Source organism: Acinetobacter amyesii (assembly GCF_002018365.1).
GTDB classification, from domain to species: domain Bacteria; phylum Pseudomonadota; class Gammaproteobacteria; order Pseudomonadales; family Moraxellaceae; genus Acinetobacter; species Acinetobacter amyesii.
In genome coordinates this window covers 16,819-28,674 of the sequence record NZ_MVKX01000006.1, presented here as the reverse complement: position 1 = coordinate 28,674, position 11,856 = coordinate 16,819, and the positions used below count along the sequence as shown (strand labels likewise).

Sequence of the window (11,856 nt, the reverse complement as noted above, 5' to 3'; positions counted from 1 at the left end):
CACGTTGCTCCTTAACCGTAGAATTTTTTGTTGTTAGCAGCCATGTCACGCAACATTTGTGGCGCTTCATAAGCCTTACCTAAATACGCATATTTGTCGCAAAGCGCTACGTATTCAGCGACACCTGTTTGGTCGATGTAACGGCATGGACCACCACGGAATGGAGGGAAACCTACACCCATGATCATCGCCATATCTGCTTCAGCAGCAGTCGCTACGATGTTGTCTTCTAGGCAACGAACAGTTTCGTTACAGAACGTCAGCATCATACGGTCAATGATTTCTTGAGCATCAAATTCACGTTTTTCCGCAGTTGCAACAGAAGCCACAAGTTCGTATGCCACTGGATCAACCACTTTGGCTTTCTTACCTTTACGGTCAAGTTCGTATTTGTAGAAACCAACGTCGTTCTTTTGACCAAGACGTTTGTTTTCGTACATGGTTAAAGTTGCGCCTTTGTAGTCTGGCTTCATGCGGTCAGGGAAACCTTCCGCCATTACTTCCGCACCGTGAACGCCTGTGTCGATACCCACAACGTCGATGAGGTAAGCAGGACCCATTGGCCAGCCGAATTTTTCCATCACTTTATCAACTTGCTGGAAGTCAGCACCGTCTTTCAGTAGAAGGTCAAATGCACCGAAGTAAGGGAACAATACGCGGTTTACCAAGAAGCCCGGGCAGTCATTGACCACGATTGGTGTTTTACCCATTTTCTGAGCAAGAACTACAGTGGTTGCAATCGCTTCAGCAGACGTCTTCTCACCACGGATCACTTCAACCAATGGCATCATGTGAACTGGGTTAAAGAAGTGCATACCAACAAAGTTTTCAGGACGTTGTAGGTTTTCAGCCAAACGAGTGATTGAAATGGTTGATGTGTTTGAAGCAATGATCGTGTTGTCACGAACATTCTTCTCAGTTTCAGCAAGTACGATACCTTTTACTTTCGGGTTCTCTGTTACTGCTTCAATCACGATGTCCACTTCTTTAAACTCGTCATAGCTTAAAGTTGGACGGATGCGCGCAAGAGTTTCACCCATTTGAGCAGGCTTCATTTTCTTACGTTCAACTTGTTTAGTCAGTAAGCCATTGGCTTCTTTCATACCTAAAGCAAGTTGTGGGTTACCAATGTCTTTCATGATGATTGGTGTGCCTTTGCTTGCCGCTTGGTAAGCAATACCACCACCCATGATACCCGCGCCTAATACAGCGGCTTGGTTGACAGGGTGAGCACCTTTTTCATATTTCTTCGAAGTTTTCTTCACAATTTGGTCGTTAAGGAATAAACCAATTAACGCACCTGCTTGTGGAGTTACAGCCGCTTTAGCAAAACCTTGCGCTTCGATTTTCAATGCTTCATCACGTGGAAGGCTTGCACCTGCTTGTAATGAGTCTAAAAGAAGTTTTGGCGCTGGGTATTGAGCAGGATTTGCTTTTGCAAGAACTGCACCTTTCGCTGTATTGAATGCCATCATTTGTTCAAGCATGTTCAATTTAACAGGATCTAATTTTTCTTGGCGTTTTGCTTTCCAGTCTACACGGCCAGCAATTGCTTGTTTCACAAGGTCAATTGCAGCGTCTTGTAGTTTGTCTGCAGCAACAACCGCATCAACAGCACCGTCTTTAAGCGCAGCAGCTGGCTTTTTCGGTGCAGCCATTGCCATCCATTCAACCGCATTGTCGATACCAATCACACGGCTTAAACGAACCGTACCACCAAAACCAGGGTAGATACCCAGTTTGATTTCTGGAAGGCCAACTTGTGCAGCTTCTGACATCACACGATAGTCACACACTAAGCACATTTCAAAACCGCCGCCCAATGCCATACCATTGATTGCAGCAACTTTAGGAACGTTTAGATCTTCAAACGCATTGAAGATGTCGTGAACAGGCAATGCCCAATCCACAATCGCTTGTTCGCCTTGAGCGAAGTTTTCACCGAATTCAGTGATATCTGCACCCACGATAAATGTAGATTTACCTGAAGTAACGATTAAACCTTTGATGTCACCGTTTGCTTTAACAGCGTCAATTGCAGCTTTAAAATCTTCAATTGTTGCGCGGTTAAATTTGTTGACCGACTCACCTTGTAAGTCAAAGCGGAATTCTGCAATTCCGTCCGAAAGCATTTGGACGGTAATGGCATTGCCAGCGTGGATCATGCCTGATCTCCTTTATTTTGGAGGACTTCTAAGTTGATGTTGTGAAGCGAGTACGCGGTTCCTGCGTACACTTTATGCCTCGCTAATCTTACGATAACTATATCTAAAAAGAACATAACAAGTTGTATCAAGCCGTGACGCTAGGGTCATCAAAATTTCTTTTGGAAATAGCCTTCGGATCTGCCTTTAAACGCTATCGCTCTAATTAAATATGTTGAAGCTTATGTTTCAGTTCACATTTTTTTATAAATGTAAGCTATAGATTGAGATGCGAAAGAAAAATTCAAGAAAAAAGCAAGTGTATTTTTCGGCAGAATGGTCAATTCACTTTTACCATTGTCATCCATCTTTGCTGAGACACAGTGTTCTATGCTGCTTATTTAGGCGTCACTGAGCACTATGCTATAATCGCCGCGTTCTCAAAAAAGTTAATTTTTCATTAAGCACAATGCTTATTAGCACCAGGTCCTCATATGATTAAGTGGATTATCCTGGCGGTCTTTGTCATTTCTGCGTTTTATATCCAGCAACGCGGTAAAGTCCGTCATTCATTTTATCGTCAGTTTTTTGATCATTCGACATTGCTCGCACCGATCAATTTTCTCATGTACATGTTTTCAAAAGTGCCGAGCCAACCCTATATCGACACGCAGCATTTTAAAGATTTAAAAGTCTTAGATGAAAACTGGGAAATGATTCGTGATGAAGCCAAGGCCTTATATGAAAAAGGTGGCATCAAAGCATCGAGTACTTATGATGACCTTGGATTTAACTCGTTTTTTAAAACAGGTTGGAAACGCTTTTATTTAAAATGGTATGACTCAGCCCATCCTTCGGCTGCTGAACTTTGCCCAAAAACTACGGCCTTGTTAAAAAATTTACCCACGATTAAAGCCGCGATGTTTACTGAGTTGGCGCCTGACAGTCGTTTAGTTCGTCATCGTGATCCCTATGCCGGTTCATTGCGTTATCACTTGGGCTTACTGACGCCCAATGACGACCGTTGTTTTATTGATGTCGATGGTCAGCGGTACTCATGGCGTGACGGCGAGAGTGTGGTGTTTGATGAAACCTATATTCACTATGCTGAAAATAAAACGGATCAGAACCGGATCATTTTCTTTGCAGACGTTGAACGGCCATTAAAGTCAAAGTGGATGGAAGCTTTTAACCATTGGTTTGGTAAAAATGTCATGACTGCTGCGAGTTCACCCAATGAAAGTGGTGATAAAACGGGTGGTCTAAATAAAGTATTTGGCTATGTCTATCAAATTCGTATAAAAGCCAAAGCCTTGAAAAAAACCAATCGTTCACTGTATTACTTTTTAAAGTGGTTCCTGATGTTGGGGCTGTTCTTCCTGATTTTTGTACGCCCATATTTATTTTAAAAGTAGAATAAATATTGAAAAAATGCGCCCTTAGGGGCGTTTTTTTATGCTGACAGTCAGCGAAATATCAGTTATCGTGCAAGCAGAATAAAAATAATCATGCAGAGCAAATCAGCCAAAAGCAGAAATAGTGTTAGCCAAAATAAGCCAGAACCAGAATAAGCCAGAAAAAATGAGCCAATAGACGAGGAATATGATGTTGACGTCCGAACTTAAGCCCATGCAAAACCGTTGAGCTGAAAGAAAAGTGTCATCATCAATGATAGCCAAAACCCAAAGGTGAACGGTGGAAGCTTTGCATGCAGGCATGAAGAGCTACGGCATAGAAACCCAGTGTAAACACCTGAAGGGGGAGATTTGGCGGGAAGGGGATCCGATTCATGAAAGCAACCAACCAAACATTGATGCATCAAATGCATATTTCGATGCAAGATATAGAACGACGTAAACAGTTGCTTGGCTTGACTGATTTAGAGCTGGCGGAACTGGCTTCGATTGGTGGAATTGTGGCGCCGATCCTCGACAGTATGGTCGAGGAATTTTATGAAAATCAGACCTCAATTCCTGAAATTGCCACCTTGATTGGTGACCTTGATACCTTGAAGCGTTTGCAACGCGCGCAGCATCAGTATTTATTGGACTTATTTTCTGGGCGCTATGACAGCGCTTATGTGAATAACCGTTTACGGATTGGTTTGGTTCATAAGCGTATAGGTGTAGAGCCGAAATTGTATCTCTCTGCGGTGCATACCCTAAAGACCATGTTGTTTCGCTTAATTCAGCGTACATTTAATGATACCGAACAATATCAGCGGATTATTAACACCTTGGAAAAACTCTTTATGTTCGACACTACATTGGTGGTGGAAACTTATGTGTGGAGTTTGATTAATGAGGTGAAGATCTCCCGTGAAAAAATGGAACAGTATGCGCATGCGCTAGAGTTTCGTGCACAAGAAATGGAAGAACTTTCACAGCGCGACCCATTAACAGGACTGTTAAATGTCCGGCATTTATCGACCTTATTGACCAGTATTTTATATACTGCACAGCGTAATCATGAACCTGTGACAGTGGTGTTTATTGATATCAATGATTTTAAAAAGATCAATGATGAACAAGGTCATCCACGTGGAGACCAAGTACTACAAACGGTTGCTGCGGCCATAAAGTCGGTTGCACGTTTAGATGATCATTGCTTCCGCTATGGCGGCGATGAATTTTGTTTGGTTTTGCCCGGTTGCAGTGAAAAGCATGTGGAAGGGAGTTTTATCCCGCGTTTATTAGAAGCAGTGGCTGAAATGGAAGCGGGCTTAAGTTTAAGTATTGGATTGTGTCAAACAGACCATCAGCAAGGCTATGTAGATGCCATGAGTTTGGTACAACAAGCCGATGCAAAAATGTATCAAGAGAAAAAGAACTATAAACGTTTGCAGGAACAACCCATGTCGAAAGAAGCGTGACCCGAGTGTAAAGAACGCCAAAAATGACAATTGATGAATAGCGACACTTGAGCGAAATGGATATCCATATTCTTGAAAATAATGTGATAAATACGCTTATTTCCTGCAAAAAATAAAGCTGAAATAGCAGATGCATCCTTCAAAATCTTGTATAGAATAAAAGCAGTTGATGGGGGATAAGATGCAAGTTTTTCGTTCAAAAAAAGATTGGTGGGTGGTGGCGTTTATTGTTTGTATGAGCGGTTTACTCATTCAATTATTACTCACCATGCAGGCCAAAGGCACGATGCAGCAATATCCTCTTCATACTGCGGTGTATATTTTGACGGTGTTACTGCTGTGGTGGCCAATATTCAATACACGTTATCAAATTTCCGCTACAGAATTAAATATCCGTAGCATGTTTCTACGTTGGCAGATTCCTTTGCAGGATATCCAACGCATCAGTGCAAGTCAGGATTTGTCTGCGGCACCTGCGCTTTCCATTAAACGTTTAAAAATTGAATATATACAGAATGGACAACGCAAATTCGTCATGGTTTCACCCAAAGATCAACAGGTATTTACAAAGGCATTGCAGCAAACACAGGTTGAAGCCTAAAGTTGATGTTGTGGTGATATAACGTTCAAGTTAAGATGTTGAATCATAAAAAATGAATAACAAGATAGAACATATAAATGGACGTTAAATATAAACTCAGCATCGCAATCTTTTCAATCTATCTCACTGCCTGTGGGGGTGGAGGTGGTGATTCTTCTGTTAAGGAAGAACCAAAGCCTGAACCTGCGGTGGTGAGCCAGAGTTATTATTCATTTAATTTTGACTTTGAAAATTACCGATCTTTTTCTTATTTCAACAATGAACCGACTCGAAGTTATATGACAGATGTGGGCTGGGGAGAATATTTGCTCACACAACAAAGCTTATATACAGACATGAAAGTCAAAGGAGACACTCGGGCAATCAATGAACTGACTTTATACTTCAGTGATGCTCCCAATGTCGCTCGAACTGAATATTTAAAGAAAACGAATTTATCGGGTATATCCATTTTTGATGGTGTTTATCCGGGGTTTCAAGGTTTTTTTAAAGCCATGAATGGAACCCCTATTTATGCAAATGAAAAAATCGCCTCACTTTATGTCAATGCTGGTGTTGAACAAACATTTCCACCCGGTTCAGCGTGTTATCACTTAGAGAAAAGCGTCCCAACCAAACCCTATATTTGGTTCACGCATAGTGGTTTTAAAGATATTGCATATAGCTATATGCCGCAGTTGATTGAAAGCTGGAAAAAAGATGCAAAATCCTATGGCTACACGACACGGGTGACATCAGGAAAGTGGAATGCCTATCCATGGACGAAGGTGCAAATACTGGATAAATATGGAGTCGTTAATAGTATTGTGGTGGTGAATTACCAAGGGATGATGTTTGAGGCCGAAATGGTCGATGGTGAGGTCTTTGAGCAAAGTAAAGATGCTGCGGCTTATTTAAAACGTGCACAGCAATTTGATCCAGCTTCTGAAGCGTATCAACATCGATTGGCTATTTCGACCTATATCGGCAATAACTGTAAATATTACAATGACATCGCAATTGCTGCGATACAGCGATATAACGCTATATCTTAATTCATGTTCTTGCATCATATAAAAAGCACGCAAAAGCGTGCTTTTTGACTTATGACTCGTGTGGTTGAATCACGAATTGTCCATGTTGACGATCTAAAGACAAGGTCGCTTGCATCGGATGATTTAAAAAATACACCGCCAAAATAGGTTCAAGTTCAACCCGCATTTTTCGTGCTAAATGCCGTGCGCCATAACGAATATCATGGTTCTGATAAAAATGTGCTTTGGCTGCATCTGTGAGTTTGATGCTGCGTTTTTGATGCTGTAGGCGTTGATTGAGTTTTTCCAGCTCAATTTCGACCAAACGAGGTAAAGCATCATCTTGAACAGGTTGATATTGTAGTACACGGTCAATACGGTTAATAAATTCAGGGTCGAATTTACGTTGCATGACTTTTTCAATAATGCTGCTGACCGGCACGCGCTTGAGACAAACCTTCTGTATTTTTTCGGGTAAAAAATTTAACTTATCTAGATATTGCTGTGCCGCTTGTGCACCGACATTGCTGGTCATAAAGATCATACAATTACGAAAGTCGATGGTTTTTGTACCCGAGGTTAAGGTTAACTTTCCGCTATCAAGCACATTCATTAGCCCGCGAAGAACTTCGGTTGACGCTTTTTCCAGTTCATCAAAAAGCACGATGCCCGGACGGGTATGACTACCTGCAATGGCAACCTCATCAAATAAACTATGGCCTTCTTTCGAGCCGACATAGCCCGGAGGCGCACCGGTAATGGCAGCCGCATAATGTTCCTGTGCGAGCGTGTTCATATCAATGCGGCAAAAGGCATCAGGTCGGCCATAAATCACTTCACTGATTAAACGCACGGTTTCGGTTTTACCAACACCTGTCGGTCCAAGCATTAATGTTACGGAGAGTGGACGTTCTGGACTGGAAAAATCAGCCTTGACCACATGCAGCATTTTTTCAATTTCGTCTAATGCTGCTTCTTGTCCAATGATCCGTTGCTTTAAGCGTTGCATAACGTCATGCGGTTCAAAATGAAAACGCGGCTTACCCATCAAACGGTTTTTTTCAGCAGTGCTATGCGTCGAAGTTGTCGGGTGTACGACATGGATGGCGGGATTGGCGTTCGTCATGCATCATGTTCCTAAAGCGGGATGTTTTGAGCATAGCAAATTTAGAATTTTGCATTAATAGCTTTTAGCAATCAGATCATTGTTATGAGCAACAATAAATTTGCTGGATTGCTTGAAAATGCAGGTAAAAGCATCACATCATGTCAAAGAGCAATATCGAAGACGGAACAAGGCAAAAGTGAACGAAAACGCACGCGTACATATTGAAAAAATTCTTGCCAATATGACGACTCTACCCGGTGTTTACCGCATGTTGGGTAAAGACGGTGAGTTGCTGTATGTGGGTAAAGCAAAGAATTTAAAAAATCGTGTGTCGAGTTATTTTGTCAAAACCATTGAGCATCCCAAGACGCAAGCCTTGGTCGCCCGTATTTATGATATTGAAAGTTTGGTGGTGCGTTCTGAAACGGAAGCCTTATTGCTCGAACAAAACCTGATTAAGCTCCATCGTCCGCCGTATAACATCATGCTGCGAGACGACAAATCTTATGTCTATATCTTTATTTCAGCCGATAAACCCTATCCACGAATTGCCGCAGGGCGAGGCAAAGCGAAGCATCAGGCCGGTAAGTTTTTCGGGCCTTATCCGAGTGCTTATAACGCGCGTGATACTTTGGTGGTGCTGCAAAAACTGTTTAATGTGCGTCAGTGTGAAAATAGCTATTTTTCACAGCGCAAACGACCATGTTTGCAATACCAAATTAAACGCTGTTCCGCGCCTTGTGTGGGTTTGATCTCACCCGAAGACTATAAAGAAGATGTCAATAACTCGATTCGGTTCTTACAAGGCGACACCAAAGAGCTCAATCAAGAGCTGATTGGGAAAATGGAAGCTGCTGCCGAAGCTTTGGAGTTTGAAAAGGCGGTGTTTTATCGTGATCGTATGGCACTGCTACGTGATGTACAAACCCAGCAAGCGATTTATAAAGTCAAAGGTGAGGCAGATATCATTGCCATTGCTTATCAAGCCGGTGTGACCTGTGTGCAAATCATGCATGTGCGCAATGGCAAAATGCTCGGCGGAAAGAGTTATTTTCCTGACATGTTGGGTGATGATTTGGGGCAAATGCTCTCAGATTTTATTGCCAATTTTTACTTTCAGGTGGCAGATGAAATCCCTGCGGAACTCATCATCAATGTCGACATTCCAGATCGCAAAGACATGGAAGATGCGTTGTACCAGCACTTTGAAAAGCGGATTCAAATCAAACATAAAGTGCGTGAAACCCGTGCAGAGTGGCAAGAATTGGCACAGATGAATGTACAACATGCGATTAAAGGTAAATTGGCTGACCATTTTGAATTGAATGAACGCTTTCATCAGTTAGAGCAAGTCGTTGGGCGGCCGATTGACAGTATTGAGTGTTTTGATATTTCTCATACTATGGGGGAGGCAACCATCGCGTCTTGTGTGGTCTTTGATGCGGGCGGTGCAAGAAAGCGCGACTATCGCCAATTTTCCATCAATGACATTACCGAAGGCGATGATTATGCTGCCATGCGTCAAGCGCTGACCCGCCGCTATAAAAAGCATATGTTGCCCGATTTGCTATTAATTGACGGAGGCAAAGGTCAATTACACATGGCGATGGAAGTCATGCAGGAACTCGAGCTTGATGCCTTTATGGTCGGGGTGTCCAAAGGTGAGGGGCGTAAACCAGGTCTGGAAACATTGCACTTTACCGATGGTGAAAAAATCCAATTGCCCGAAGACCATAAAGCTCTACATTTGATTCAACAGGTTCGTGATGAAGCCCACCGCTTTGCCATTACCAAACACCGAGCAAAACGAGATAAAAAACGTGGTTCATCGGTGCTTGAGGTGATTCCGGGCTTAGGGCCAAAACGTCGTCGGGATCTTTTGACCCATTTCGGTGGCATTCAAGGGGTGTTAAAAGCTTCTGAAAATGATTTAAAACTTGTACCGGGCTTAGGCGATGTGATGGCGCGCACCATTTATAAAATCCTGCATGAATAGAGCGAACTAAGCCCAATCGCTGACGGGTCAATTCTGAATTTGCCAAAATGCTCATTGACGCATGAGTCACTGATCATTCACATCATTCGATTTTTATACAATGATATAAAAATCAAAAATATGATCAGGGATGATGATGTCACTCGCACAGTTGTATCAACATATTGAACACAATGAATGGGTTGAAATTCCAGAAGGATGGTTACAAGGGCGTACGATCTATGGCGGCTTAGTGGCTGGCATGATGATGCACAAAGCCGTTGCTACCATTGCCGATCCGCAGCGACGTTTACTCAGTTGTAATGTGACCTTTGTTGGGCCAGTACAATTGGCTCCCGTGCGTTTAAGTGCTGAAATTTTAAGACAGGGCAAATCCGTCACCACCATCGAAGTTCGACTTTGGCAAGATGATGCCGTACAAAGCATTTTGTTGGCGAGTTTTGGTGTTCCACGTGAATCAACTATTGCCGTCAATCAGGAACGTCAAGCACCCGATTTCCCTGAAGTGAGCAGTTTAAAGATCGCCGAACATCATCCACTTGCACCACAGTGTTTTCAGCAAATGGATTTGGCCTGGGTAGATGGGCAGTATCCGTGTACTGCAAGCAAAAAGCCTGACTTTAGTGGTTGGATGCGTTTTAATCCAGAACGCCATGATAACCGTAAGATGACCGTCGCTGATTTACTGGTCTCGATGGATATGTGGCCGCCCGGCGTGCTGCCTATGTACAAAACCATGGCGCCTGCGAGTTCTTTAACATGGACATTAACCTATGTGCATCCCTTGCAATCAAGCTTGCATAATTGGTTTAAATATAAAGTATTTACCGACTATGCAGCGGATGGCTACGCCACGGAATATGCTCATTTATGGGATGAAAATGACCAGTTGATTGCGATTGCGCGTCAGACTGTTACGGTGTTTGCCTAGTGACACTGCGGGGCATTTCGTATAAAGTGAGTGCAACTAACGATGGATAAATCCTCAAATTATTCTGCATTTTCATCGTGCATGAGGGGAAAACTGGGGTGTCTATGACAACAGGTCGAATCCTGAATATTCCTAATATTTTAACATTGGCACGAATTGCTTTAATTCCTGTGTTTTTGTTGGTGGCGTATTGGCCACCTGCAATGGGCGTGGGTGAGCATGCTGCAAGCATGTCACGTCATATATTGCTGACCGCTATTTTTGTGATCGCAGCTGTCACTGACTGGTTTGATGGCTATCTTGCGAGAAGTTTAAATCAGACTTCAGCATTTGGACGTTTTCTCGATCCTGTTGCAGATAAACTGATGGTCGCAACAGCCTTGATCGTCTTGGTGCAATGGCAACCAACCATTTCGATGGCCTTTGCAGCGATTGTGATTATTTCACGTGAAATTACAGTGTCTGCGCTACGTGAGTGGATGGCTGAATTAGGCGCACGTACCAGTGTTGCGGTTTCAACCGTTGGTAAATATAAAACAGCATTTCAGATGATTGCGATTTCAGTGTTCTTGCTGAATTGGCAACCCCTAGAAATGTTGGCGTATGGATTGCTCTATACAGCTGTTGTTTTAACGTTATGGTCGATGTTTATATATTTGAAAGCCGCATGGCCGTATTTAAAACAACCTTGATTTAAAAGTTAGTTATTAAAAGCTCCGTTATCGGGGCTTTTTTATTGCCGAGCTTTTAGAAAAAATTGAGGGTTTGTCTAGTTTTAACAGCGCTTCATTTGATTGGAGCTTGAAGTTAAATGTGAGAAGTTAGCGCAAATTTTGGATAAAAAAATTCCCAGATTTTGGGGGAAATCTGGGAAGGAAAATCGGGGTTACTTATCGCTATTATGGAAGATGTTTCCATCTCCTTGATTGCTATTATAGGAAAGCAGATTTAGAAATACATGGAGTTTCTTGTAGTGTAATGTTGTGTTTTATTGAGAAATGTATCACAAATTTACATTAAGAATTTTTGATACAAATTGGATAATAACTTTGGTAGGTTTTGTTTGGATTTAAACAATAATAATCGATATATGTGATGATAAAAATACATTTAACATTATTTAAATAATAAATTCATTTATTTAAGTTTAAATAAAATTGATCAATGGATAAAAGATTTTCCAGCAATGAT

10 protein-coding genes are annotated in these 11,856 nt (G+C 42.2%); 7 read left to right on the top strand and 3 right to left on the bottom strand.

The window, feature by feature from the left end; translation table 11 throughout:
• Positions 1–11: 11 nt before the first annotated feature.
• Complete coding sequence (gene fadB, locus B1202_RS10115) at positions 12–2,165, bottom strand: fatty acid oxidation complex subunit alpha FadB (protein WP_078190473.1); 2,154 nt, start codon at positions 2,163–2,165, stop codon at positions 12–14.
• A gap of 473 nt (positions 2,166–2,638) precedes the next feature.
• On the opposite strand from fadB, the gene lpxO reads away from it, so the two are divergent.
• Entirely contained in the window at positions 2,639–3,553 is a 915-nt protein-coding gene (lpxO, locus tag B1202_RS10110) for a lipid A hydroxylase LpxO (RefSeq protein ID WP_078190472.1), read from the top strand.
• Between the two features lie 256 nt (positions 3,554–3,809).
• On the opposite strand, the gene B1202_RS16710 is transcribed toward lpxO, so the two are convergent.
• A complete protein-coding gene (locus B1202_RS16710; RefSeq protein ID WP_265733747.1) occupies positions 3,810–3,935 on the bottom strand; it encodes a hypothetical protein in 126 nt (41 codons plus the stop codon).
• Here B1202_RS16710 and B1202_RS10105 point away from each other — a divergent pair.
• The 3 genes from B1202_RS10105 (at position 3,934) to B1202_RS10095 (ending at position 6,651) form a co-directional block, all read left to right on the top strand.
• Complete coding sequence (locus B1202_RS10105; protein WP_078190471.1) at positions 3,934–5,016, top strand: diguanylate cyclase domain-containing protein; 1,083 nt, start codon at positions 3,934–3,936, stop codon at positions 5,014–5,016. The two genes, B1202_RS16710 and B1202_RS10105, sit on opposite strands and share 2 nt — an antisense overlap.
• Before the next feature lie 181 nt (positions 5,017–5,197).
• Positions 5,198–5,617 carry a PH domain-containing protein gene (locus B1202_RS10100; RefSeq protein ID WP_078190470.1) on the top strand — a complete coding sequence of 140 codons (420 nt, stop codon included), beginning with the start codon at positions 5,198–5,200 and terminating at the stop codon, positions 5,615–5,617.
• A gap of 77 nt (positions 5,618–5,694) precedes the next feature.
• The gene (locus B1202_RS10095) at positions 5,695–6,651 is read left to right on the top strand and encodes a hypothetical protein (protein WP_078190469.1); all 957 of its coding nucleotides are present in this window, start codon (positions 5,695–5,697) and stop codon (positions 6,649–6,651) included.
• Between the two features lie 49 nt (positions 6,652–6,700).
• Here B1202_RS10095 and B1202_RS10090 read toward each other — a convergent pair whose 3' ends face one another.
• Positions 6,701–7,756, bottom strand: a complete 1,056-nt coding sequence (locus B1202_RS10090; protein ID WP_078190468.1) for an AAA family ATPase — start codon at positions 7,754–7,756, stop codon at positions 6,701–6,703.
• A gap of 178 nt (positions 7,757–7,934) precedes the next feature.
• Here B1202_RS10090 and uvrC point away from each other — a divergent pair, with 178 nt between their 5' ends.
• From uvrC to pgsA, 3 genes are all read left to right on the top strand, one after another.
• Positions 7,935–9,734 carry an excinuclease ABC subunit UvrC gene (gene uvrC / locus B1202_RS10085; protein WP_078190669.1) on the top strand — a complete coding sequence of 600 codons (1,800 nt, stop codon included), beginning with the start codon at positions 7,935–7,937 and terminating at the stop codon, positions 9,732–9,734.
• 136 nt (positions 9,735–9,870) lie between these two features.
• Entirely contained in the window at positions 9,871–10,665 is a 795-nt protein-coding gene (locus B1202_RS10080) for a thioesterase family protein (protein WP_078190668.1), read from the top strand.
• A gap of 104 nt (positions 10,666–10,769) precedes the next feature.
• On the top strand, positions 10,770–11,357 hold the full coding sequence (gene pgsA / locus B1202_RS10075; protein WP_078190467.1) for a CDP-diacylglycerol--glycerol-3-phosphate 3-phosphatidyltransferase: 588 nt from the start codon (positions 10,770–10,772) through the stop codon (positions 11,355–11,357).
• Positions 11,358–11,856: the final 499 nt, after the last annotated feature.